The sequence below is a fragment of the Paraburkholderia sp. WC7.3g genome (assembly GCF_050436345.1).
Classification (GTDB): domain Bacteria; phylum Pseudomonadota; class Gammaproteobacteria; order Burkholderiales; family Burkholderiaceae; genus Paraburkholderia; species Paraburkholderia podalyriae.
Map to the genome: position 1 here is coordinate 230,031 of NZ_JBNDMA010000002.1, position 24,923 is coordinate 254,953.

At 65.6% G+C, this 24,923-nt stretch carries 21 protein-coding genes and 1 riboswitch; of the genes, 10 read left to right on the top strand and 11 right to left on the bottom strand.

The window, feature by feature from the left end; genetic code table 11:
- Positions 1 to 3: 3 nt before the first annotated feature.
- From OKW43_RS12530 to ahcY, 6 genes are all read right to left on the bottom strand, one after another.
- Positions 4 to 1,014: an ABC transporter permease subunit gene (locus tag OKW43_RS12530; protein ID WP_429447631.1), complete on the bottom strand. Its 1,011-nt coding sequence runs from the start codon at positions 1,012 to 1,014 to the stop codon at positions 4 to 6.
- 156 nt (positions 1,015 to 1,170) lie between these two features.
- Positions 1,171 to 2,802: an ABC transporter substrate-binding protein gene (locus OKW43_RS12535; protein WP_429447633.1), complete on the bottom strand. Its 1,632-nt coding sequence runs from the start codon at positions 2,800 to 2,802 to the stop codon at positions 1,171 to 1,173.
- Positions 2,803 to 3,006: 204 nt separating this feature from the next.
- Positions 3,007 to 4,665: an ABC transporter substrate-binding protein gene (locus tag OKW43_RS12540; RefSeq protein ID WP_429447635.1), complete on the bottom strand. Its 1,659-nt coding sequence runs from the start codon at positions 4,663 to 4,665 to the stop codon at positions 3,007 to 3,009.
- 159 nt (positions 4,666 to 4,824) lie between these two features.
- On the bottom strand, positions 4,825 to 5,655 hold the full coding sequence (gene metF / locus OKW43_RS12545; protein WP_187632665.1) for a methylenetetrahydrofolate reductase [NAD(P)H]: 831 nt from the start codon (positions 5,653 to 5,655) through the stop codon (positions 4,825 to 4,827).
- Between the two features lie 11 nt (positions 5,656 to 5,666).
- Complete coding sequence (locus OKW43_RS12550; protein ID WP_187632584.1) at positions 5,667 to 6,020, bottom strand: phage holin family protein; 354 nt, start codon at positions 6,018 to 6,020, stop codon at positions 5,667 to 5,669.
- Between the two features lie 174 nt (positions 6,021 to 6,194).
- Positions 6,195 to 7,613 (bottom strand): adenosylhomocysteinase, encoded by a 1,419-nt coding sequence (gene ahcY / locus OKW43_RS12555; RefSeq protein WP_187632583.1) that lies wholly within the window; start codon positions 7,611 to 7,613, stop codon positions 6,195 to 6,197.
- A gap of 33 nt (positions 7,614 to 7,646) precedes the next feature.
- A riboswitch (S-adenosyl-L-homocysteine riboswitch) is annotated at positions 7,647 to 7,781 on the bottom strand.
- Between the two features lie 264 nt (positions 7,782 to 8,045).
- On the opposite strand from ahcY, the gene OKW43_RS12560 reads away from it, so the two are divergent.
- From OKW43_RS12560 to OKW43_RS12570, 3 genes are all read left to right on the top strand, one after another.
- Positions 8,046 to 9,014: a LysR family transcriptional regulator gene (locus OKW43_RS12560; protein ID WP_187632582.1), complete on the top strand. Its 969-nt coding sequence runs from the start codon at positions 8,046 to 8,048 to the stop codon at positions 9,012 to 9,014.
- Positions 9,015 to 9,281: 267 nt separating this feature from the next.
- Positions 9,282 to 10,970: an isovaleryl-CoA dehydrogenase gene (locus OKW43_RS12565; protein ID WP_187632581.1), complete on the top strand. Its 1,689-nt coding sequence runs from the start codon at positions 9,282 to 9,284 to the stop codon at positions 10,968 to 10,970.
- Positions 10,971 to 11,076: 106 nt separating this feature from the next.
- Complete coding sequence (locus OKW43_RS12570; protein ID WP_429447638.1) at positions 11,077 to 12,495, top strand: coniferyl aldehyde dehydrogenase; 1,419 nt, start codon at positions 11,077 to 11,079, stop codon at positions 12,493 to 12,495.
- A gap of 581 nt (positions 12,496 to 13,076) precedes the next feature.
- Here the strand turns inward: OKW43_RS12570 and OKW43_RS12575 are convergent.
- From OKW43_RS12575 to fliE, 5 genes are all read right to left on the bottom strand, one after another.
- On the bottom strand, positions 13,077 to 13,421 hold the full coding sequence (locus OKW43_RS12575) for an EscU/YscU/HrcU family type III secretion system export apparatus switch protein (RefSeq protein ID WP_187632579.1): 345 nt from the start codon (positions 13,419 to 13,421) through the stop codon (positions 13,077 to 13,079).
- The gene (locus tag OKW43_RS12580) at positions 13,421 to 14,833 is read right to left on the bottom strand and encodes a flagellar hook-length control protein FliK (RefSeq protein WP_429447640.1); all 1,413 of its coding nucleotides are present in this window, start codon (positions 14,831 to 14,833) and stop codon (positions 13,421 to 13,423) included. Before OKW43_RS12580 ends, OKW43_RS12575 begins: the two co-directional genes overlap by 1 nt.
- A 106-nt stretch (positions 14,834 to 14,939) precedes the next feature.
- Positions 14,940 to 15,266, bottom strand: a complete 327-nt coding sequence (locus tag OKW43_RS12585; RefSeq protein WP_187632577.1) for a flagellar protein FliT — start codon at positions 15,264 to 15,266, stop codon at positions 14,940 to 14,942.
- Positions 15,263 to 15,697: a flagellar export chaperone FliS gene (fliS, locus tag OKW43_RS12590; RefSeq protein WP_129959878.1), complete on the bottom strand. Its 435-nt coding sequence runs from the start codon at positions 15,695 to 15,697 to the stop codon at positions 15,263 to 15,265. Before fliS ends, OKW43_RS12585 begins: the two co-directional genes overlap by 4 nt.
- Before the next feature lie 250 nt (positions 15,698 to 15,947).
- On the bottom strand, positions 15,948 to 16,283 hold the full coding sequence (gene fliE / locus OKW43_RS12595; RefSeq protein WP_187632576.1) for a flagellar hook-basal body complex protein FliE: 336 nt from the start codon (positions 16,281 to 16,283) through the stop codon (positions 15,948 to 15,950).
- Between the two features lie 236 nt (positions 16,284 to 16,519).
- On the opposite strand from fliE, the gene fliF reads away from it, so the two are divergent.
- From fliF to fliL, 7 genes are all read left to right on the top strand, one after another.
- The gene (gene fliF / locus OKW43_RS12600) at positions 16,520 to 18,316 is read left to right on the top strand and encodes a flagellar basal-body MS-ring/collar protein FliF (protein WP_187632575.1); all 1,797 of its coding nucleotides are present in this window, start codon (positions 16,520 to 16,522) and stop codon (positions 18,314 to 18,316) included.
- Positions 18,306 to 19,301, top strand: a complete 996-nt coding sequence (gene fliG, locus OKW43_RS12605; protein ID WP_187632574.1) for a flagellar motor switch protein FliG — start codon at positions 18,306 to 18,308, stop codon at positions 19,299 to 19,301. The genes fliF and fliG overlap by 11 nt, the downstream gene beginning before the upstream one ends.
- The gene (gene fliH, locus OKW43_RS12610) at positions 19,288 to 19,977 is read left to right on the top strand and encodes a flagellar assembly protein FliH (RefSeq protein WP_187632573.1); all 690 of its coding nucleotides are present in this window, start codon (positions 19,288 to 19,290) and stop codon (positions 19,975 to 19,977) included. The genes fliG and fliH overlap by 14 nt, the downstream gene beginning before the upstream one ends.
- Positions 19,971 to 21,614, top strand: coding sequence for a flagellar protein export ATPase FliI (gene fliI / locus OKW43_RS12615; RefSeq protein ID WP_429447644.1), 1,644 nt, complete (start codon positions 19,971 to 19,973; stop codon positions 21,612 to 21,614). The genes fliH and fliI overlap by 7 nt, the downstream gene beginning before the upstream one ends.
- A gap of 17 nt (positions 21,615 to 21,631) precedes the next feature.
- Positions 21,632 to 22,081: a flagellar export protein FliJ gene (fliJ, locus tag OKW43_RS12620; RefSeq protein ID WP_187632571.1), complete on the top strand. Its 450-nt coding sequence runs from the start codon at positions 21,632 to 21,634 to the stop codon at positions 22,079 to 22,081.
- Between the two features lie 61 nt (positions 22,082 to 22,142).
- Positions 22,143 to 23,675 carry a flagellar hook-length control protein FliK gene (locus tag OKW43_RS12625; protein ID WP_429447646.1) on the top strand — a complete coding sequence of 511 codons (1,533 nt, stop codon included), beginning with the start codon at positions 22,143 to 22,145 and terminating at the stop codon, positions 23,673 to 23,675.
- A 697-nt stretch (positions 23,676 to 24,372) separates the two neighbouring features.
- Entirely contained in the window at positions 24,373 to 24,873 is a 501-nt protein-coding gene (gene fliL / locus OKW43_RS12630) for a flagellar basal body-associated protein FliL (protein WP_429447648.1), read from the top strand.
- Positions 24,874 to 24,923 lie beyond the last annotated feature (50 nt).

Genomic DNA, 24,923 nt, shown 5'->3' on the forward strand with positions numbered 1-24,923 from the left:
GATTTACCTCGTATGGCGAATGCGCGGGTTGAGCACGCCGTACAACAGATCGACGACGAGGTTCACGACGATCACCAGCGTCGCGATCAGCAGGATACCGCCCTGCACGACTGGATAATCGCGCCGGCCGATCGCGTCGATCAGCCACTTGCCGATGCCCGGCCATGAAAACAGCGTTTCGGTCAGCACCGCGCCCGCAAGCAATGTGCCGACCTGCAGGCCGATCACGGTGACGACCGGAATCAGCGCATTGCGCAGCGCATGCACGACGATCACGCGTCCCGGCGACAAACCCTTCGCGCGCGCGGTGCGGATGTAATCTTCGCGCAGCACTTCGAGCATCGACGAGCGCGTCATACGCGCGACGACCGCGAGCGGGATCGTGCCGAGCACGATCGCGGGCAGGATCAGGTGACTGAGCGCGGACTTGAACGCGCCTTCGTCGGTGGACATCAGCGAGTCGATCAGCATGAAGCCGGTCACGTGCGGAATGTCGTATTCGACCGCGATGCGGCCCGACACCGGCGTCAAGCCGAACTTGACCGAGAACACCATGATGAGGATCAAGCCCCACCAGAAGATCGGCATCGAGTAGCCGGTCAGCGCGGTGCCCATCACGCCGTGATCGAGCACCGTGCCGCGCCTCAACGCCGCGAACACGCCCGCCGGCAGGCCGACGATCAGCGCGAACAGCATCGCGCAGAGCGACAGTTCGACGGTGGCGGGAAAGCGCGCGAGGAATTCGCCCATCACGCTCGTGTTGGTGATGATCGAAGTGCCGAGGTTGCCGTGCACGGCGCGGACGATGTAGTGGAAGTACTGCAGTGGCAAGGGCTCGTCGAGCCCCAGGCGGTGCATCGCGGCCGCATGCATGGCCGGATCGACGCCGCGCTCGCCCATCATCACTTCGATGGGGTCGCCCGGGATCAGGTGAATCAGCGCGAACGCGAGGATCGTGATGCCGATGAACGTCGGTATCACCATGCCGATGCGGCGCAAAACGAAGCGGAACATGGTTCGCTCCCATGGTACTGGTGATGAATAAACGCAACCGGCGACGAGGGCTCGTGACCCCGGTCGCCGGACCATTTCGACCAGTTTTCTAACCGTGCGAAAAGTGTACTGTGTTGCGGCGTACTGTATTGCGGCCTACTGTGCGAACTTTACGGATTACTTGACGCTGACACCGTCGAAGCGCGCGTAGCCGAGCGGTTCGATGCGCATGTCGATCACCTTCTTGCTGACCGGCTGATAGACGGTCGAGTGCGCGATCGGCGAGAACGGCAGTTGCTGCGCGAAAATATGCTGCGCGTCGCCGTAGATCTTCGTGCGCGTCGCCACGTCCGACGTCGTGCGGCCCTTCTGGATCAGATCGTCGAACGGCTTGTAGCACCACTTCGAGAAGTTGTTGCCGTTGATCGCCTCGCAGCCGAGGAGCGTGCCGAGCCAGTTGTCCGGATCGCCGTTGTCGCCGGTCCAGCCGATCAGCATCGAGTCGTCTTCGCCCGCGTGCGCGCGCTTGATGTACTCACCCCATTCGTACGTGACGATCTTCGCCTTCACGCCGATCTTCGCCCAGTCCGCCTGGATCATTTCCGCCATCAGACGCGCGTTCGGGTTGTACGCGCGCTGCACCGGCATCGCCCACAGCGTGATGTCGAAGCCGTTCGGGTAGCCGGCCTTCGCGAGCAGATCCTTCGCCTTGGCCGCGTCGTACGAGGCGGCCGGCAGGTTCTTGACGAACGACCATTGCGTCGGCGGCATCGGGTTCGTCGCGAGCTGGCCCGCGCCCTGGTAGACCGAGTCGATGATCGCCTTCTTGTTGATCGCCATGTCGAGCGCCTGGCGCACTTCGAGCTTGTCGACCGGTTTGTGCGTCACGTTGTACGCGAGGTAGCCGAGGTTGAAGCCCGGCTGCGACGGCATGTCGATGTTCGGCTCGGCCTTCAGCGGCGCGATGTCGGCCGGGCGCGGATAGCTCATCACCTGGCATTCGTCGCGCTTGATCTTCTGCACGCGCACGCCGGCGTCCGGCGTGATCGAGAAGATCAGCTTCGAGATCTTCACCGCGCCCGCCTTCCAGTAGTCCGGGTTGCCGTCAAAGCGGATCGTCGCGTCCTTCGTGTAGCTGCGGAAGATGAACGGGCCGGTGCCGACCGGGAACTGATTGATGTCGGCGGCCTTGCCGGCCTTCAGCAGCTGATCCGCATATTCAGCCGACAGGATCGATGCGTATTCCATCGCCAGATTCTGGATGAACGGCGCGTTGACTTCCTTCAGCGTGAACTTGACCGTGTACGGATCGACTTTCTCGACGCTCGTGATCAGCTTGTCGAGGCCCATGTCGGTGAAGTACGGAAACTGCACCGGATACGCCTTGCGGAACGGCTGGTTCGGGTCGAGCATGCGCTGGAACGAGAAGACCACGTCGTCCGCATTGAATTCGCGCGTCGGCTTGAAGAACGAAGTCGTCTGGAACTTCACGCCATGACGCAGATGGAACGTATAGGTCTTGCCATCGGGCGACACGTCCCACTTCTCCGCGAGGCCCGGCTCGACCTTGGTGCCGCCGCGCTCGAATTCGACGAGGCGGTTATAGACGGTGAACGTGTTGGCCGTGAAGTCGACGCCCGTCGTGTATTGGGCCGGATCGAAGCCCGCGGGACTGCCTTCCGAGCAGTAAACGAGGGTCTTGTTCGGGATCCCAGCGGCCTGCGCGCTCGTGACGCCAAGCAGGGATGCCGCTGCGGCAGCGACGAGCGTAGTCACACGCGCGGCGCGCAACAGATTGTTTTGCTTCATGTTTCCTCCAGGTTCAGGGCCGGCTTGCGCCGGCGTAGCGGGATATTACTTGAGCTTGGCCCGGCCACCAAGCGGAGCAAAATCCCTCTGGTGACGATAGGAAACACTTCGTGCAAACGTTTTGCCGCGGTTTTGGCGCGAGCTGGGCCGGCCCATTCGGGCCGCCCGGCGACGAAAGCGGCGCAAAAAACGCGCCGCGTCCGCTTACTTCAGTCCGACCTCCAGGAATTGAGTCGGCCCGAACGGATCGATCTTGAAGCCCGTCACGTTCTTGCTGATCGGCTGATAGACGGTCGAATGCGCGATCGGCGTGAACGGCACCTGGTCCTTGAAGATTTCCTGAGCCTGCGTATAGGCCTTGGTGCGATCGGCCATGTTGGTGGTGCTGCGGCCCTGCTTGATCAGATCGTCATAGGGCTTGTAGCACCACTTGGAGAAGTTACTGCCGTTGACCGCGTCGCAGCCGAGCAACACGCCGAGCCAGTTGTCGGGGTCGCCGTAGTCACCCGTCCAGCCGATCAGCATCGCCTGATGTTCGCCGGCGTGCCCGCGGCGAATGTACTCGCCCCATTCGTAGGTGACGATATTCACCTTGACGCCGATCTTCGCCCAGTCCGACTGCAGCATTTCGGCCATCAGGCGCGCGTTAGGGTTATACGGCCGCTGCACCGGCATCGCCCACAGCGTCAGCTCGAAGCCGTCGGGGTAGCCCGCCTGCTTCAGCAGCGCCTTCGCCTTGTCGACGTCGTACGGCGCGTCCTTCAGGTTCTTGTCGTAGCCCCATTGCGTCGGCGGCATCGGATTAGTCGCGGCCTGGCCCGCGCCCTGATAGACCGCGTCGATGATCGCCTTCTTGTTGACCGACATGTCGAGCGCGCGGCGCACTAGCGCGTTGTCGAGCGGCTTTTTGGTCGTGTTGTATGCGATATAGCCGAGGTTGAAGCCCACTTCGCTCGGCATCGCGAGCGACGCATCGGCCTTCACGGTGGGGATGTCGGCCGGGCGCGGATAGCTCATCACCTGGCATTCGCCGCGCTTCAACTTTTGCAGGCGCACGGCCGGATCGACGGTGATCGCGAAGATCAGCTTGCCAACTTTCGCGACGCCCGGCTTCCAGTAGTCGGGATTGCCGTCGAAGCGGATCGTGTCGTCCTTCGTGTAACTGCGGAAGATGAACGGGCCGGTGCCGACCGGGTACTGGTTGATGTCGGACGCCTTGCCCGCCTTGAGCAGCTGATCCGTGTATTCAGCCGACAGGATCGACGCGAACGGCATCGCAATCTGCTGCAGGAACGGCGCGTCGACTTCCTTCAGCGTGAAGCGCACCGTGTACGGATCGACCTTCTCGATTTTGGCGATGTTCTTCGCGAGACCGAGGTCGTTGAAGTACGGGAAATTGACCGGATACGCCTTGCGGAACGGGTTCTCGGCATCGAGCATGCGCTCGTAGGTGAACACCGCGTCGTCCGCGTTGAATTCGCGGGTCGGCTTGAAGTACGACGTGGTCTGGAATTTGACGCCGCGGCGCAGATGGAACGTGTAGGTGAGGCCGTCGGGCGACACGTCCCATTTTTCGGCGAGGCCCGGCTCGATGTCGGTGCTGCCATGCGCAAATTCGACGAGCCGGTTATAGACCGTGTACGAGCCGGCGCTGAATTCGACGCTGGTCGTGTATTGCGCGGTATCGAAGCCCGCCGGGCTGCCTTCGGAGCAGAAGATCAGCGTCTTGTCGGGCAGCGTGGCCGCCTGCGACGCGGTGGGCGCGAGGCCGCTCGTGGCGACCGCGAGCGCGGCGAGAGCCGGCAGGCAGAACTGGTGAAGCGCGAACCGTCGGTGTGCCGCAGTCATTCTTGTCACTGTCATATCGTCCTCCGCACAGCAGCCGGGGTAGCTGCATTTCGATGATAGACAGCCAAAAAATGAGCTTCAACAGGGACTTACCACGCTATTTGGGACAAATTTCGCACGCACGCGAGACTGGCGGAGACCGCGCGGCCGTTGCGGCCGCGCGGGGCATGGCAGTTACACGCCAAGCCGTTCGCAGATCGCCTTGGTCGATGCGGCAGCGTTCAGCGTATAGAAGTGCAGGCCGGGCACCTTCGCGTCGACGAGCCGTTGACACAGATCCGTCACCACGTCGAGGCCGAACGCGCGGATCGACTCGCGATCGTCGCCGAAGCTCTCGAGCCGGCGCGCGATCCAGCGCGGCACTTCGGCGCCGCACATTTCGGAGAAGCGCATCAGCTGCGAAAAGTTCGTGATCGGCATGATGCCGGGCACGATCGGCACGTCGACGCCGAGTTGGCGCGCATCGTCGACGAAACGGAAGTACGCGTCCGCGTTGAAAAAGTACTGCGTGATCGCCGAGTTCGCGCCGGCTTTCACCTTGCGCGCGAAGTTTTCGAGATCGTGACGCGGCGAGCGCGCCTGCGGATGGTATTCCGGGTAGCCCGCCACGTCGATCCAGAACCAGTCGCCGAACTCGGCACGGATGAAGCTGACCAGCTCCGACGCATAGCGCAGCTCGCCGAACGCGCCCATGCCCGAGGGCAGATCGCCGCGCAGCGCGACGATATGGCGGATGCCATGCGCGCGGTACTCGCCCAGGATCGCGCGCAGGCTTTCCCTCGACGAGCCGATGCACGACAGATGCGGCGCCGCCTCGAGCCCTTCCTTCGCCATGTCGATGACGGTATCGAGCGTGCCTTGCTGGGTCGAGCCGCCGGCGCCGAACGTGACGGACACGAACTTGGGCTTGAGCGACACGAGTTGCGCGCGCGTCGCGCGCAGTTTGTCGATGCCTTCCTGCGTTTTCGGCGGGAAGAATTCGAATGAGAGTTCGATCGGATTCATAGTCAAAGAGGTCAACCTAGACTGCGGTTGCCGAAAATGAGCGCGGACAGCAGCCACGACACGATGCTGTATAGGATCGAGCCGAAGAACGCCGACCAGAAGCCCGCCACCTCGAAGCCCTTCAGCAGCGACGCGCACAGCCAGAAGCACAGCGCATTGACGACCAGAATGAAGAGTCCGAGCGTGAGGATCGTGACGGGCAGCGTCAGCAGGATCAGCAGCGGCCGCAGAACCGCATTGATGAGACCGAGCACGATCGCGACGATCAGCGCGGTGCCGAAGCTACGGATATGGATCGACGGAACGATGTAGGTGATGATCAGCAGCGCGAGCGCGTTGATGAGCCAGGTCAGCAGCACGGTCATGTAGAACTCCTTGTAAGCACCTGTGCGGAGAAGATGTCCAGCAAACGGAAAGCGGCGCTGGCGAACAAAGCGGCGCATTGCGCGCCGCCCCGGGATCAGACCGTCAAGCTTGCAGCGCCGCCCGCGTGGCCCGGCACGCCGAAGCGCGCATCGAACCCGCGGGCGGGCGCGTGCTTAGTAGCGGTAGTGGTTCGGCTTGAACGGACCGTTCTTGTCGACGCCGATGTAGCCGGCCTGCGCGTCGGACAGCACGGTCAGGTTCGCGCCGATGCGCGCCAGATGCAGACGCGCGACCTTCTCGTCCAGATGCTTCGGCAGCACGTACACCTTGTTCTCGTACTTCGCGCCCTGCGTGAACAGTTCGATCTGCGCAAGCGTCTGGTTCGTGAACGAGTTCGACATCACGAACGACGGATGGCCCGTCGCGCAGCCCAGGTTCACGAGACGACCTTCGGCCAGCAGGATCACGCGCTTGCCGTCCGGGAAAATGATGTGGTCGACTTGCGGCTTGATGTTTTCCCACTGGTACTGACGGGTCGACGCGACGTCGATTTCGGAGTCGAAATGGCCGATGTTGCAGACGATCGCGTTATGACGCATCGCCTTCATGTGATCGTGGTTGATCACATGGTAGTTGCCGGTCGCGGTCACGAAGATGTCGGCCTTGTCGGCCGCGTATTCCATCGTCACGACGCGGTAGCCTTCCATGGCCGCCTGCAGCGCGCAGATCGGATCGATTTCGGTGACCCACACGGTCGCGCCCAGACCGCGCAGCGATTGCGCGCAGCCCTTGCCCACATCGCCGTAACCGGCCACGACCGCGATCTTGCCCGCGATCATCACGTCGGTCGCGCGCTTGATGCCGTCTACGAGCGACTCGCGGCAGCCATACAGGTTGTCGAACTTCGACTTCGTGACCGAGTCGTTGACGTTGATAGCCGGGAACGGCAGGCGGCCTTCCTTTTCCATCTGGTACAGACGGTGCACGCCCGTCGTGGTTTCTTCAGTGACGCCCTTGATTGCGGCGAGGCGCTTCGAGTACCACGTCGGGTCGATCTCGAGGTGCGCGGCGATTGACTTGTACAGCGCGACTTCTTCCTCGTTGGTCGGCTTGGCGATCACCGAGCGGTCTTTCTCGGCCTTCGAGCCGAGGATCAGCAGCAGCGTCGCGTCGCCGCCGTCGTCGAGAATCATGTTGGCGAACTCGCCGTTCGGCCATTCGAAGATGCGGTGCGAGAACTCCCAGTATTCGTCGAGCGATTCGCCCTTGAACGCGAACACCGGCGTGCCGGCCTGCGCGATCGCGGCGGCGGCATGGTCCTGGGTCGAGAAGATGTTGCACGAGGCCCAGCGCACGTCCGCGCCGAGCGCGGTCAGCGTCTCGATCAGCACGCCGGTCTGGATCGTCATGTGCAGCGAGCCGGCGACGCGCGCGCCCTTCAGCGGCTGCCGCGCCTGGTACTCTTCGCGCGTCTGCATGAGGCCGGGCATTTCGGTCTCGGCGATCGTGAGTTCCTTGCGGCCCCAGCCGGCGAGCGACATGTCGGCAACAACGTAATCCTGGTTCTGGGAATCGATGACTGCGGCGTTCATCACGCCCTCCTTTCTAAGAAAATGACTAGAAATGTGACGTGAGCGCGGTTTGAGGCAGCGTTCGGAATCGCGCGAGGCGTGTTCCATGCTGCCAATTGAAGCCTTCGAGCCTGGCGGGCGGCCGGCGAATGCGGATTCGCGGTACCCGTCGCAACGCTCCTCGAAGACGAACGGCGATTGTAGCAAATCGAGATGACTTCGGCGCGCGCCAGATGGCGCTGCGCGCGCGAGCCGCGTGCGCCGCGGCACGAACGCGAGCACGATTTCGCCGACCAGAATGCCCTCTATCGCGCCGACCGACAGCGAGATCCAGTGGCGCTTCGACAGTGCCTGGCTGACATCGGATGCGACGGAGTATCGGGTGCGCGGCCGCATAAACAGAATGACTTACAATCATCGAAGTCATTCCAAACTGGAATTCGAGGGGCGATCATGGAACTCCGTGCGCTGCGCTATTTCGTCGAAGTGGTCCGTCAACAGAGCTTCACCGTCGCCGCCGAGCAGATGTTCGTCACGCAGCCGACCATCAGCAAGATGGTCAAGTCGCTTGAGGACGAGATCGGCTCGCCGCTGCTGCTGCGCGACGGCCGCCAGATGGTGCTGACCGACGTCGGCCGGATCGTCTATCAGCGCGGCCAGGATGTGCTGGCCGCGCACGCGCAACTGCAGGCCGAGCTGAACGATCTCGACACGCTCGGGCGCGGCGAACTGGCAATCGGCATCCCGCCGATGGGCGGTGCGCTGTTCACGCCCGCAATCGCCGCATTCCGCCAGCGCTATCCGAAGATCGAGCTGAAGCTGTTCGAGCAGGGCTCGCGCGCGATCGAGGCAGCGCTGATCAACGGCGAACTGGAACTGGGCGGCGTGCTGCAGCCGGTCGACCCCGACAGCATCGACGTGCTGCCGATGTCGCGCCAGCTGCTGTGGCTCGTCGCGCGCACCGGCTCGCGTTGGGACGGATTGAACGAAGTGCCGCTCGCGCAACTCGCGAACGAGCCGTTCGTGTTTTACGGCGAGAGCCTCGCGTTAAACGACGTCGTGCTGAACGCGTGCCGCGCGGCGGGCTTTGCGCCCGCGATCGTCGGACGCAGCGGGCATTGGGACTTCATGGCGGCGCTGGTGCTGGCCGGCGTCGGCATCGCGCTGCTGCCGGCGCCCTATTGCCGGCGGCTCGATGCCGTGCAGTTCACCTGCCGCCCGGTCGTCGAACCGGAGATTCCGTGGGAAATGGCGATCGGCTGGCGTCGCAACGGCTATCTGTCGCACGCGGCGCGCGCATGGCTCGACGTCGCGCGCGAAACGCTGCCCACGCAAGTCAGCGACGATTTCATGCTCGGACCAGGGATCGGCTTCAACGGCATCGCGGTGCCGGATGGAACGCCGACGTCAGCAGACGAGTGACGCGCGGCGGGCGGCTGCATGGCGCAGCCCGCGTTTCCCGAACTTCACGCCAACGTCGATCAAGCCGCCCGCGCCGCCACGTCACCTGGGTGCCGGGGCGCCACCGTCGCCGACGTCCCCGCTTGCTGGCGGCGTCAAACATGGCGCGAACCGCGCCCTCTTCACCGCATGCGGCGTCACGCGCGGCGCTCAACCAGGCGCTTCGAAGCGCATCGTGGATCGCCGTCGGCAAAGCGGCGCACAATAGGCAAAGCACGGAGACAGCAGATGGAACGGCACGGCTTCGGCCAGACTCACGAGGTGACGAATCAGGCACCGCCACTCGCGAACTACAACCTGTTCGCGAGCGACGCCGCTTTGAGCGCGGCCGTCTATCGCGACGGCGCGAGCTGGCATCGCGAGGCGCTGCTGCGGCACGGCGCGGCGCTGACGACGCCCGACACGCTCGCGCTCGCCGAGCTCGCCAATCGCCACTCGCCAGAGCTGGTCACGCATAGTCCGCGCGGCGAGCGCATCGACGCGCTGGAGTTTCATCCCGCGTGGCACGAACTGCTCGCGCTGCTGCGCCGCGAAGGGCTGCACGCGTTGCCGTTTTCCGATCCGCGAAGCGGCGCGATGGCCGCGCGCTGCGCCGGCTACTTCATGCATGCGCAGATCGAATCGGGCTCGCTGTGTCCGCTGACGATGACTTTCGCGAGCATCCCGGTGTTGCAGCGCGAACCCGCGTTGTTCGACACGCTGCGCGAGCCGCTTTATACGCGCGAGCACGATCCGCGCGACGTGCCGCTCACGCAGAAGCGCTCGGCGATGATCGGCATGGGCATGACCGAGAAACAGGGCGGCTCGGACGTGCGCAGCAACCAGACCCGCGCGCATGCGCTCGATGGTGCCGGCGGACGCGGCGCCGCCTACTGGCTCATCGGTCATAAGTGGTTTTTCTCGGCGCCGCAGTGCGACGCGCATCTGGTGCTCGCGCGCACCGACACGCACGAGGGGCTGTCGTGCTTTTTCGTGCCGCGCTTCGCGCCCGACGGCAGCAAGAACGCGGTGCAAATCCAGCGGCTGAAGGACAAGCTCGGCAATCGCTCCAACGCAAGCAGCGAAGTCGAGTTTCTCGACGCATACGGCGTGATGATCGGCGACGAAGGACGCGGCGTGCCGACCATCATCGAAATGGCGAGCTACACGCGGCTCGATTGCGTGATCGGCAGCGCCGCGCTGATGCGCGCCGCGCTAGTACAGGCGATCCATCATGCGCGGCATCGCAGTGCGTTCGGCCGGCATCTCGCCGAACAGCCGCTGATGCGTAACGTGCTCGCCGATCTCTCGCTCGAATCCGAGGCGGCGACGGTGCTGTTCATGCGTCTCGCGCGCGCGTTCGAGGAATCCGCCGACGCGTTCCCGGCTTCATCGGCCGAACGCGCGTGGCGGCGCATCGTTACGCCGGCCGCGAAGTACTGGGTCTGCAAGCGCGCGCTCGAATTCACCGGCGAGGCGATGGAAGTCTGGGGTGGCAACGGCTACGTCGAAACCGGACCGATGGCGCGCTTCTATCGCGAGGCTCCCGTCAACTCGATCTGGGAAGGCTCGGGCAACGTGATGTGTCTCGACGTGCTGCGCGCGATGGAGCGCGAGCCGCAAGCCGCGCAGGCACTGTTCGCCGCGTGGCAGGACATCGCGCGCGCGCATCCGGCGTTGGGCGCGGCACTGACGCGTCTCGCCGCGACGCTGAACGGACCGGCCGCACAGCGCGAGGCGTCGGCACGACGTATCGCGCAGCAGATCGTGCTGATCGCGCAGGCGACGCTGCTCGCGCAACACGCGCCCGCCGATGTCGCCGACGCGTTCATCGCGACGCGTCTCGCCGACGGCTGCGGCGAAAGCGGTCGCGTGTACGGCACGTTGCCGGCCACGTTCGATCACGCCGCGATCGTCGAGCGCGCGTTTCCCGCCTAAGCGCGGCGACCCCGCAAACCCCGAACGCATCGCTCGCAATTCCGACGCAAGCTCGAACCAATAAGCGCGCTCGACGCGCATCGTCATCCATCAGGGAGTGGACTACATGAAGAACGATCTGCCGGAGGTCGCGGCGCTCGAAGCGCTGCTACGCGATCAACGTCACGCGTATCTGCGCGCGCCGTATCCGACGTGGGACACGCGCGCGACGCATCTGCGCACGCTGCGCAAGCTGATGCTCGACAATCGCGACGCGCTTGCCGACGCGATGCACGCGGACTTCGGCAATCGCGCGAAGGAAGAGGTGCTGCTCGCCGAATTCCTGCTCGTGAAGGAAGAGATCGACGCCGCGCTGCGTCACGGCAAGCGCTGGATGAAAGCGCAGCGCCGCAGCACCAACAAGTGGCTGCTGCCGGCGCGCGCGAAGGTCGTGCCGCAGCCGCTCGGCGTGGTCGGCATCATCGTGCCGTGGAATTATCCCGTGCTGCTCGCGGTTGGGCCGTTGATCAGCGCGCTGACGGCCGGCAACCGCGCGATCATCAAGATGTCCGAGCTGACGCCGCGCACCTCGGCGCTCTTCGAGCAGCTGGTCGGCCAGACGTTCGCACGCAATCACGTCGCGGTCGTCAACGGCGATGCGGCGCTGGCCGCCGCGTTCAGCGCGCAGCCGTTCGATCATCTGCTGTTTACCGGCTCGACCAGGGTCGGTCACGAAGTGATGCGCGCGGCGGCCGAGCATCTGACGCCGGTCACGCTCGAACTCGGCGGCAAGTCGCCGGCGCTGATCGGCGCGCATGCGCGTTTCGACAATGCGGTCGACAACGTGGTCGCCGGCAAGACGCTGAACGCGGGGCAGACCTGCGTCGCGCCGGACTACGTGCTGGTGCCGCGCGGCAAGGAGCAGGCGTTCATCGAACGGGCGCGCGCGCGGATGATGAAGATGTATCCGGACTTCGCGCAGAACCTGGACTACACGTCGATCATTTCGGCGCGGCACTTCGAGCGGCTTGAACGTCTCGCCGACGAAGCGCGCGGCGCCGGTGCACAGGTGCATGCGCTGACCGACGCGACGCCCGATGCCGCGAGCCGGCGCTTTCCGCTTGTCGCTGTGACCGGCGCGCCGGACCACTGCGCGCTGATGCAGGAGGAGATTTTTGGGCCGCTACTGCCGCTCGTGCCGTACGACACGCTCGACGATGCGATCGCGTGGATCAATGCGCGGCCGCGGCCGCTGGCGCTCTATCTGTATGCCGACGATGCGCGGACGGTCGAGCGTGTCACGCATGAAACTATTGCCGGCGGCATGGCGGTTAACGAGACGCTGATGCATCTTGCGTGTGAGAGTTTGCCGTTCGGCGGAGTTGGGGCGAGTGGGATGGGGGCGTACCACGGGTATGAGGGGTTCGTTACTTTTTCCAAGATGAAGCCGGTGCTCATGCAATCGCGCTTGAATGCGAGGGGGTTGATTTCGCCGCCGTATGGTTGGCGTGTGAATGCGGTGTTGAGATTGATGATGAGGGTTTGATTTTTGCTCTTTGGGCGTGCTTTTTTCGTTGTTCTGGACTTGTTGGCCTTTCCTTGATTTGTTATCGGTCTATTAGCGTTGCCCCTGTGCGGGGCGGCACCTACTTTCTTTGCTGCTGCAAAGAAAGTAGGCAAAGAAGACAGCTCAAACCGCCAGCTCATAAGCGGGTCCCCTGGCTTGGAGGGGGTAGTGGTGCATCTGGAATCCGTGCTCCCGCACATTCTGCGGTAGTGACAACGCAGTCATTCTTCCGGCGGCGCTGCGCGCGCCGAAACCCCGTTCCAAAACCATCGGTCGGTTCTCCTGGCAGACCCGTCCGCGACGCACGCAGTGCGGAGTGGGAGCGGATGACGGCTTTGTCACCGAGGTGGAACGTGCGGGGGCACCGACTCCAGATGCACCACTACCTCACGCAGACCGAGGGACCCGCTTATGAGCTGGCGGTTTGAGCTGTCTTCTTTGCCTACTTTCTTTGCAGCAGCAAAGAAAGTAGGTGCCGCCCCGCACAGGGGCAACGCTAATAGACCGATAACAAATCAAGGAAAGGCCAACAAGTCCAGAACAACGAAAAAAGCACCGCGCTAATCCCCTTCCTGCACGTCAGTGGCAACAACATCAACCACATCCCCCGCGCCAGCGCCATGCTCCGGCTCGGCGTCAGCGCCGCTCTCGAGCCGATGCAACCAAGCCAGCAACTCAGCGACAGCCTGATACAACTGCGGTGGAATCCGCGCATCGAGATCGACCTGCATCAGCAGCGACACCATCTCGGGCGCCTCGTGCACATACAACCCCGCTTCCCTGGCACGCTGCACGATCATCTCGGCGAGCAGCCCATATCCCTTCGCGACTACCCGCGGGGCCGGCTCGCCGCCTTGAGCGTCGTACATCAGCGCAGCCGCGCCGCGGCGATGGGTGCGGCTCATCAGATCTCCCAATCGAAGTCGTCGCGCGACGCGCTGCTCGACCCCGTCGACGCCGTCACAGCCGCGGCCGACGAACGCGCATACGCGGATGCCGCCTGCGCGCCCGCCGCCGATGTGCCCGTAGTCATACCCGGTGCGCCGCCGCCGATCTCGCGAATCGTCAATCCTTGTAGCTCGATCCCCGCCGCCGCGAGACGCTGACGAAAACCGTCACCCTGCTTCGCCAGCCGCGCGGCGCCCCGCGGGCTCGCCTGCACGCGCGCTGTAAGCCGCATGCCGGTCAGCGTCAATTCGGCGTCGACGGTGCCGAGCGTCGGCAGCGACAGCGTCAGGCGCGTGCGCCACGGCTGGTCGTCCTCGCTCGCGAGGCCGCCGCCGCTGCGGTCCCATTCGTCGCCGTCCTGCTCGATCGTCCAGTCGAAACGCGCGCCGGGCCACGCCTCGCCAGTCCAGCGAAACTGCCCGGTCGCGAGCAGATCGAGCTGCTGACGCACCAGCGGTACGGTCGCCGGATGCACCGCGGCCGCCATCGCCTGCGCGGTTTGCGATGAACCGGCATCCGCCGCGTGCGGCGCCGCGCTGTGCAACCCCGAATGCGTGGACTGCCCGTTCAGGTCGGAGACCGAGCTGGCCAGCAGTTCGCCGGCGACCAGACGCGCGGCCTGCGCGTTCAGGATCGATGGCATCGCGTGCGCGGCGGGGTTGTTGTCAGCGGCGTTCGGCGTGCCGGCCGGCGGGCCGCTCGGCGCGCCGCGTGGCGTGGCCTGCGCTGCTCCGTTCGCCGAAGCGGACCACGCGTTCTCGTCGCCATCGTCGGCGCGCCAGTCGGGGGGCAATTGCGACTGCGCGACAAGCTGGTTCTGCGCCTCGTTCGACAGCTCGGCCGGCGAGCGCTGGCCGATCAGCCACGCCGCGAGATGCGCCTCGTAGAAAAGGCCGCTGTCGGCGACCGTTTGTTCCAGCGCGGCCGCGAGCGCCGCGACGGGCACTTCGGTCGCCGCTACGCTCGCGGTGGCCGCTGCGCTTGCGTTGGTAGCAGGATCGGGATGGATATTGGAAGTAGCGGCGGAACTGGCGACAGCAGCGCCGCCCGCCGCATCGGTCAGCGGCAAGCCCTGGATGGCGACGTCGAGCGCCGGCGCGGCCGCCCAGATCGGCGCGCGACCGAGCACGGCGGGTGTCGCCTCGCCGCCCGAATGCGCGATCGCATTCAACGTCAGCGCGACTGCCGACAGCGCGGTTTGCACCGACGGCTGCGGCGCGGCCGTCGTGTTCACGGGCGCCGTGGTCGGTAACGTGTCGACGCCGGCCGCGCCAGTCTGCGAGGTGGTCGCGGTTCCAGGCGCGATGCTGAGCAGACTGTCGATCCGGCTCGACAGCACCGAAGCGAGGGCCGAATCGATTCCGTTCATGCCGGTTCCTTGGTCGCATCGGCGGCCATGCGCGCGATGCTCTGATTGCTTCGATCCTGCAGACGCGGGCGGCGCGCCGCCCGCTCACGCGCGCACCCGCCCACGCTCAGCGCGCCCCGTACAGCTCCTTCAGCACGCGCGTCGGGCGGCCGGCGAACAGCGCCGACAGATGCGCCATGCGCGGGTTCGCGAGGTCGCGGATCGCGGCGTCGTCGGCGAGGATCTGGCGGATCAGCGCGTACTTGCGCAGGCGCTCGTCCTCGTCGAGCTTGACGCCCACGTCGGCTTCGCGCAGCGCTTCGACCAGATGCCGGTACTCCTCCTGCAAGTGGACCAGGTCGTTCCACAGCGCACGGCGGGCGGCCACCAGCATGCGACAGGACAGCGCGGCAACCGCTTCATAGCGGGCAAAATATTCTGCGTTCGATGTCATCTCAGGCTTTCCGCGGCTGGCTGGGCTGCCATCCGCGCGACCTCCGGGGCTATCCCGATCCATGCTTCTTCGAGCGTCGCGAGCAGACCGTCCACTTCCACGAGCATCGCCTCGCTCTGATTGATATTGGCTTCCAGCAGCCGACGCGTCATATAGCTGTACAACGCATTCAGCCGTGCGGCGACCTGGCCGCCCACTTCGAGGTTGAGCGACTGTTGCAGCCCGCTTTCGATGATCCGCATCGCCTTGCTGATCGCCATGCCACGCTCGGCCACGTTGCCCTGCTGCAAATGCATGCGGCTTTGCGCGATCGCCTGCCGTGCGCCCTGGTACAACAACACAGTCAACCGATGCGGACTCGCGCCCATCACGGATGTCTCGATGCCGACGCGCGCATACGCGTTGGCTCCAGCGTGTCCCGGGGAAAACATCGGCGCTCCTCCTCTGATACTGACTGCGGTTAAGTCGTGGCGTGGCCGCGCGGCGGCGCGTCGCCGCGCCGCTCGCTGACATGTACTTTGGTTATCGGATGCGCGACGACAAAGCTTTAGGCCGGTGTAAGGGAGATCGAAGGCGCCGCTGGGCGCGGACAGCAAACGCGGCACGAAGCCGCCGGCGCATGCGTCGGCAGCGGCTTGCCGGATCGTCGGACGGGGCTCGTGCAGACCCGCGCAAGCCCGCTCAGATCGACATCTGCGCGATGTCGTTGTACGCGGAGACCAGCTTGTTGCGCACCTGCAGGCCGAACTGGAAGCCGATGTTGGCCTTCTGCATGTCGACCATCACGTCGTTCAGCGACACGTTCGACGCACCGAGTTCGAACGCCTTCGACTCGCCGATCGCCGTCTGCTGGTCGCTGCTGATCTTGTCGAGCGAGGCCTTCAGCGCCGTCGCGAAGCTGGTGGGCGTTGCCGCGCCGGACTGCTCCGCCGCCGGGGCCGCGTCGCCGGCCGCCTGCGCCGCCATCGCCTGCATCTGTTGCAGCGCCGACGATAGCGCGTTCACTGGCATGGTCATGTTTTCTCCGTTGGATGGATGATCGGACCGCCGGAAGGTGTACCGATCTGGACGAAAGCATAGCAGCGGCCCCTCGCGGAAAGTCCCGAAACTAGGGGGGAAACCCGGCTCTATTCAAGCAATCGGCTTGAGCGGCGCTGCGGATAATTTCAATCGTGAAAGTCTCTGTCCGTCCGCCGAGTCACGGCGCGGCAACACGGCAGAACGCCAAGGCATCCCCCGGAGAAACCCGACGCATGGATTCGTCAGCCAACTCTTTGATCAACCCCGACGCCCGCATGGGGCTCGCCGGCGCGCAGTCCGCGGCCGGTCAGGCCGCTAGCGGCCCGGCCGGCGGTGCGGCCGACCTCGGCGGCCTCGGCGGCCTCGGAGGTATCGGCGGCAATTTTGGCCAGCGTCTGTCAGGACTCGCGCAGATGCGCGGCAACCCGCGCGCGCCGCTCGTGTTCGCGGTCGCATTGCTGATCGCGGTCATCGCCGGCCTGTTTCTGTGGTCGCGCGCGCCCGACTACAAGGTGCTCTACAGCAATCTGTCCGACCGTGACGGCGGCTCGATCATCGCCGCTTTGCAGCAGGCCAATATTCCGTACAAGCTGTCCGAAAGCGGCAGCGCGATCCTCGTGCCGGCCGAGCAGGTCCACGAAATGCGCCTGCGCCTCGCGTCGCAGGGGTTGCCGAAGAGCGGCTCGGTCGGCTTCGAGTTGATGGACAACCAGAAATTCGGCATCAGCCAGTTCGACGAGCAGATCAACTATCAGCGCGCGCTCGAAGGCGAACTCGAACGCACGATCGAAGCGATCTCGAGCGTCAAATCCGCGCGCGTGCACCTCGCGATTCCGAAGCCGAGCGTGTTCGTGCGCGACAAGGAAGCGCCATCGGCGGCGGTGCTCGTGAACCTGTACCCGGGCCGCGTGCTCGACGAAGGCCAGGTCGTTGCGATCACGCACATGGTGGCGTCGGCGGTGCCGCAAATGCCGGTGCGCGGCGTGACGATCCTCGACCAGGACGGCAACCTGCTCACGCAGCAGACCAACGGCAGCGGCCTCGATGCGACCCAGCTGAAGTTCCGCCAGCAGATCGAGCGCAACACGCAGCAGCGCATCGACGCGATTCTCGCGCCGCTGTTCGGCGCCGGCAACGCGCGCTCGCAGGTCAGCGCCGACGTCGACTTCTCGCACAGCGAGCAGACCTCGGAGAACTACGGTCCGAACGGCAATCCGCAGCAGGCCGCGATCCGCAGCCAGCAGAGCAGCAGCGCGACGGAAATGTCGCAGGGCGGCGCATCGGGCGTGCCGGGCGCGCTGTCGAACCAGCCGCCGCAGCCGGCCTCCGCGCCGATCGTCGCCGGCAATGGCGCGAGCTCGGTCACCACGACGCCGGTCAGCGACCGCAAGGATTCGACCACCAACTATGAGCTCGACAAGACCGTGCGCCACGTGGACCAGCCGATGGGCGGCATCCGCCGGCTGTCGGTCGCGGTGGTCGTCAATTATCTGCGGGTCGTCGACCCGAAGGGCCATGTGACGATGCAGCCGGTCAGCGCCGACAAGCTCGCGCAGATCACGCAGCTCGTGAAGGACGCGATGGGCTTCGACGCGGCGCGCGGCGACTCGGTCAACGTGGTCAACAGCGCATTCACCACCGAGCTCGACCCGAACGCCGACCTGCCGTGGTGGCGCACGCCGGACATGCTCGCGCTCTACAAGCAGATCGCGACGTACCTCGGCATCGGCGCGGTCGCCCTGTTCCTGTACTTCGTGATGGTGAAGCCGGCGTTGCGCCGCGCCTTCCCGCCGCCGCCCGAGCCGGTTGCCGCGCTGATGGCGCCCGACGAACCGGTGCTGCTCGATGGCATCCCGGCCGAGGAGCGCGATGGCGCGATCGTCGAAATCGAAGCGGACAGCGAGAAGCTCGCGCTCGAAAACGCGAAGCACAAATACGAGCGGAACCTGGAGTTCGCGCGCAGCATCGCGCGTCAGGATCCGAAGATCGTAGCAACCGTCGTCAAGAACTGGGTGTCCGATGAGCGCTGAAGGCGTAGTGAAGAGCGCGCTGCTGCTGATGTCGATCGGCGAGGAAGAGGCGGCGCAGGTATTCAAGTTCCTGGGCCCCCGTGAGGTCCAGAAAATCGGCGTCGCGATGGCCGCGCTGAAGAACGTGACGCGCGAACAGGTCGACGAAGTGCTGCAGGAATTCGTGCGCGAGGCCGAGCAGCACACCGGCATGTCGCTCGATTCGAACGACTACATCCGCTCGGTGCTGACCAAGGCGCTCGGCGACGACAAGGCCGGCGTGATCATCGACCGGATCCTGCAGGGCAGCGACACGAGCGGCATCGAAGGCCTGAAGTGGATGGACTCGGCGGCGGTCGCGGAACTCATCAAGAACGAGCATCCGCAGATCATCGCGACGATCCTCGTGCATCTGGACCGCGATCAGGCTTCGGAGATCGTCGCGTGCTTCACGGACCGCCTGCGCAACGACGTGCTGCTGCGGATCGCGACGCTGGACGGCATCCAGCCGGCCGCGCTGCGCGAGCTCGACGACGTGCTGACCGGCTTGCTCTCCGGCAGCGACAATCTGAAGCGCAGCCCGATGGGCGGCATCCGCACGGCGGCCGAGATTCTCAACTTCATGTCGAGCAACCACGAGGAAGGCGTGCTCGAAAACGTGCGCCAGTACGACGCCGAACTCGCGCAGAAGATCGTCGACCAGATGTTCGTGTTCGAGAACCTGCTCGACCTCGAAGACCGCGCGATCCAGTTGCTGCTGAAGGAAGTGGAATCCGAGGCGCTGATCATCTCGCTGAAGGGCGCGCCGCCCGCGCTGCGTCAGAAGTTCCTGTCGAACATGTCGCAGCGCGCGGCCGAGTTGCTCGCGGAAGACCTCGACGCCCGCGGCCCGGTGCGTGTGTCCGAAGTCGAGACGCAGCAGCGCCGCATCCTGCAGATCGTGCGCAACCTGGCCGAGAGCGGGCAGATCGCGCTAGGCGGCAAGGCGGAAGATGCCTATGTCTGATCCGAACGCCACGGCAAAGGAAAGCCTCTCGGCCTACCAGCGCTGGGAGATGGCGTCGTTCGACCCGGCCCCGCCGGCGCCGCCGCCGGCCGAACCCGAATTCGACGAGCGCGCGTTCGAGGCCGATCTCGAGCGGCGCCGCGAAGCCGCGCACGCGCAGGGCGTCGCGTCCGGTCATGTGGCCGGCCAGGCGCTGGGCTATCAGGCCGGCTACGACCAGGGGCGCGCGCAGGGTTTCGCGCAGGGTCAAACCGAGGCGCGCGAGGAAGCGATGCGGCTCGCCGCGCTCGCCGAAACTTTCAAGACCGCGCTCGATGGCGCGCAGCACGCGATCTCCGAAACCCTGGTCGCACTCGCGCTCGACATCGCGCAGCAGGTCGTGCGCCAGCACGTGCAGCACGACCCGACCGCGCTGATCGCGGCCGCGCGCGAGGTGCTCGCGGCCGAGCCCGCGCTCGCCGGCGCGCCAGCGCTGATCGTCAGTCCCGCCGACCTGCCGGTCGTCGAGGCGTATCTGCTCGAAGAATTGCAAACGCGTGGCTGGACCGTGCGCACCGATGCGTCGGTCGAACGTGGCGGATGCCGCGCGCAGGCCGGCACCGGTGAGGTCGACGCGGGCATCGACACGCGCTGGCAGCGCGTCGCCGCCGCGCTCGGCCAGGTGAGCACGTGGTGAAGCCGACGCTCGAAGAGATCCGCGCGAGCGATCTGACGCCGCTCGAACGCGAGCTCGCGTTAGCGTCGTTCGGCGCCGAAGCACTGGCTGATGCCGAGTCGGCCAGTCCCGCCGAGTCCGCGGATTCCACACCGCAAGCTTCGGCGGCTGCGCATCCCTCGACAGGCGCGGCGGCAAGCCGCGAGTCCGCCGCGCCGGACCACGCCGCGCGCGCCGCTCACGCCGCTCACGCTCCGGGCGAGCCGTCCTACGATCCCGCGCTCGACCTCAATCCACACATGCAGGCGTGGCGCGGCCGGCTCGACGCGCTGCGCGCGCGCAACGCGATCGCAAAGCCGCTGCGCGCGTGCGGGCGTCTGACACGCGCGGCCGGTCTCGTGCTCGAAGCGGTCGGGCTGCGTCTGTCGGTCGGCGCCGAAGTGAAGATCGAACTGCCGCCCGGCAGTTCGCTGCCGATGGCCGAAGCCGAAGTGGTTGGCTTCTCCGGCGACAAGCTGTTCCTGATGCCGACCACCGAAGTGATCGGCCTGTTGCCCGGCGCGCGCGTCTTTCCGCTCGAAAGCGCGCCGATCGCCGACCCGCTCGCCGGCGCGAAGCGTCTGCCGGTCGGCTGGGAACTGCTCGGCCGCGTGCTCGACGCATCGGGCCGTCCGCTCGACGGACTCGGCCCGCTCGGCACGCAAACGGACGCGCCGCTGTCCGCGCCGGTCATCAATCCGCTCAATCGCGAGCCGATTCACAAGGTGCTCGATGTCGGCGTGCGCGCGATCAACTCGCTGCTGACCGTCGGCCGTGGTCAACGCATGGGGCTGTTCGCGGGTTCGGGCGTCGGTAAATCGGTGTTGCTCGGCACGATGGCGCGCTACACCAGCGCCGAGGTGATCGTGATCGGCCTGATCGGCGAACGCGGCCGCGAAGTGAAGGAGTTCATCGAACAGATTCTCGGCGAGGAAGGTCTGGCGCGCTCGGTCGTGATCGCCGCGCCGGCCGACGTGTCGCCGCTGCTGCGGATGCAGGCCGCCGCGTATTCGACGTCGCTCGCCGAATACTTCCGCGACCAGGGCAAGCACGTGCTGCTTCTGATGGACTCGCTGACCCGCTACGCGATGGCGCAGCGCGAAATCGCGCTGGCCGTGGGTGAGCCGCCCGCGACCAAGGGCTATCCGCCGTCGGTGTTCGCGAAGCTGCCGGCGCTCGTCGAGCGCACCGGCAACGGGCCGGCGGGCGGCGGCTCGATCACCGCGTTCTACACGGTGCTCACCGAAGGCGACGATCAGCAGGACCCGATCGCCGACTCGGCGCGCGCGATTCTCGACGGCCACATCGTGCTGTCGCGCTCGCTCGCCGAAGCCGGCCACTACCCGGCGATCGATATCGAAGCGTCGATTAGCCGGGCAATGACCGCGCTGATCGACGAAAATCACCTGAATAAAACGCGTATGTTCAAGCAGATGCTGTCGCGCTATCAGCGCAACCGCGATCTGATCAACGTCGGCGCGTATTCGAGCGGGCGCGACGCGGTGCTCGATCGCGCGATCGCGCTGTATCCGCGGATGGAAGCGTTCCTGCAGCAAGGATTTCGCGAGTGCGCGAACTTCCAGCCGAGCATCGACATGCTGAACGCGCTGTTTGCCTAGGGCCGAGGAGGCTGACGATGTCGAAACATTTTCCGATCAAGACGCTGATCGGTCTCGCGCAGGACGACGTGGACGCCGCCGCGCAGCGGCTCGGCCGCGCGCAGCGCGAGCGCCACGACGTGCAGGCGCAACTCGATTCGCTCGTGCAGTACCGCAATGAGTACTACGCGCGTTTCACCGAGAGCGCGCAGTCGGGCATGCCGGCCGGCAACATGCGCAACTTCCAGGCGTTCATCGACACGCTCGACACCGCGATCGAGCAGCAGCGCAACCTCTTCGCGGCGGCGAACGCGCGCGTCGAGGCGGCGAAGCCCGACTGGCAGCGCCACAAGCAGAAGCTCGGCTCGTACGAAGTGCTGCAGGCACGCGGCGAGGCGGCCGAGGCGAAGGTTGCCGCGCGGCGCGAGCAGCGCGACGCCGACGAACATGCGGCGCGGATTCTGCGCATGCGTGCCGAGGGCGCGTGAGGCGTTGCCTCGCGGCTAAAGCCTGACGGCACACCCGTTTGACGGATTCACAGGATTCCTTATGTCGCTCCTTTCACAGATCGGCTCACAACTGAGCTCGCTGCTCGACACGAGCGGCAATGCGTCGAGCAGCGCGGCCGCAAGCGCCGCGGTCAACTCGAGCCCGTTCGCGCAGACCTTGCGGCAAAGCATCGACCAGCAGAACAGCGCGAATCAACAGCAGACCAGTTCAGCGACGCCGTCGCAATCGTCGGCGTCGAGCGCGCCCAGTGCGCCGCCGCCCTCGCCCGCTCCGGCTCCCGCGCAGCACAGCGCGAGCAGCAGTCAGAGCGGCAGCGGTACGGCGAGCAACGGCGCGTCGTCCACGACGTCGACAACTTCGACGACACAAACGCAGCAGGCATCGAACAGCCAGTCGGGCACGACGCAAGTGAGGCAGAAGGACACCAGGGCGCAGACCGACGCTGGCGCGCTCGCCGCCGCGGCGGCTGCCGCCCAGGCTCAGGCGCAAGCGCAGGCACAGGGCGCCGCGAACAACAACGCCGACGCGAGCGCGAGCACCACGACCGATGCCGCAAGCTCCGTCGCCGATGCGGTCAGCGCGCTGGCCGGCACGGCCGCGAGCGCGCTCACCGGCACCGTCGCAAGCAGGAAAGGCGCGGTCGATCCGACGTCGCTGCAGGATGCGTTGCAGAGTGCGCTGTCCGCGCTATCGAGCGGCCAGGGCGCGGTGCCCGCGCAGGCGCTCGCAAGCGGCGCCGCCGCGAAGGCGGCGAGCGTGTCGAGCGCGGCGGGCGGTCTGGGCAACGCGAAGAGCGGTCTGAACGGCACAACGGGTGACAAGACACTCGCGAACGGCCTGTCCGGCGACGGCAAGAGCGCCTCGACGAGCCACACGACGGTGACGACGGCGACGGCCGCCGCAACCGCGCTGGCCGACCCATCGGCAGCGAAGTCGGCCGCCGATGCGTTGAGCGCCGCGGCCGCGACCGGCGGCCAGGCGGACAACCTCGCGTCGGCGCGCAGCGCGTCCGATGCGGCGAACGCCGCGCTGGCCGCGACGCAAGCTGCAGCCAACGCCGCGAGCACGACGTCGGCGGCGCAGAGCACTGGCAACGCGAGCGCGGCCGCCGCCGCGAACGCGCTGACGCCGCAGGTCGGCACGAGCGACTGGGAAGACGCGTTGAGCCAGAAGGTGGTGTTTTTGTCGAATGCGCATTCGCAGAGTGCCGAGCTGACGCTCAACCCGAAGGATCTCGGGCCGTTGCAGGTGGTGCTGCAAGTTGCGGATAGCCACGCGCATGCGCTGTTTGTTTCGCAGCATCAGTCGGTGCGGGAAGCGGTTGAAGCGGCGTTGCCGAAGCTTCGTGAGGCTATGGAGTCCAATGGGATTGGGCTTGGGAGTGCGAGTGTGAGTGATGGGTTTGCCCGGCAGAGTGGGCAGCAGCAGAAGAGCGCTGGCGCGGGTGGGTCAGGTGGGGGTGCCGGCCGTGGTGGCGGCTCGCTCGGCGGTGATGGTTCGGTGGACTCCGGCGAGGCCGTTTCTGGTGTTGCCGTGCGGCGGCAGGTTGGGTTGGTTGATACGTTTGCCTGAATAGGCTTGGCTTTTTTCGTTGTTCTGGAGTTGTTGGCCTTTCCTTGCTTTGTTGTCGGTCTATTAGCGTTGCCCCTGTGCGGGGCGGCACCTACTTTCTTTGCTGCTGCAAAGAAAGTAGGCAAAGAAGACAGCTTTAAACCGCCAGCTCATAAGCGGGTCCCCCGGTCCGCAGGCGGCAGTGGTGCATCTGGAATCCGTGCTCCCGCACATTCGGCGCTAGTGACAACGCAGTCATCCTTCCGGCGGCGCTGCGCGCGCCGAAACCCCGTTCCAAAACCATCGGTTGGTTCTCCTGGCAGACCCGTCCGCGACGCACGCAGTGCGGAGTGGGAGCGGATGACGGCTTTGTCACCGAGGTGGAATGTGCGGGGACACCGACTCCAGATGCACCACTGCCTCACGCAGACCGAGGGACCCGCTTATGAGCTGGCGGTTTGAGCTGTCTTCTTTGCCTACTTTCTTTGCAGCAGCAAAGAAAGTAGGTGCCGCCCCGCACAGGGGCAACGCTAATAGACCGATAACAAAGCAAGGAAAGTCCAACAAGGCCAGACCAACAACCAGAACAAAGATAAAAAAAACAGCCAAAAACCTGAGATAACCAGAAATAGCCCTTCTTTTCGACCCATAGCGCCGCAGGCAAATCAACAACAATCACCCTAACCCTTACTAGGCTGGCAAAAAGCCAGCAACCCAAATGGCAACCACGACCGCCCCGCAACAAGCCGCGCCCGCTTCGCCGGGCCCCCTGAAGCGCATCATCCTGATCGTCCTCATTGCGCTGATCGCCGCGGGCGCCGCCGGTGCGGGCATGTGGTTCTTCATGTCGAAGCGCGCACCCGTCGCCGTATCCGCCGAAGCCGCGCCGGCGCCGGCCGTCGTGCCGCTCTTCTTCCCGCTCGAATCGATGACCGTCAACCTGCAATCGGACGACGGCCAGCAGCACTTCCTGCGCATCGGCCTCACGCTGAAGCTCGGCGACGCCGCCACTCAGCAGGCGCTCACCGATCACATGCCGGAAGTGCGCAGCCGCATCCTGCTCGCGCTGTCGAACAAGCACCCCGACGAGCTCGCGCCGCTCGAAGGCAAGCGCGCGCTCGCCAACGAACTGAAGACGCTGATCACCGAGCCGATCGACAAGAGCGCCGCACCGATCCGCGTGCAGGACGTCCTGTTCACCGAGTTCGTCGTGCAGTGACGTGACGTTGTCTAGCGCTGCCATCATCAATCGCCAAGGGACTCACGAGG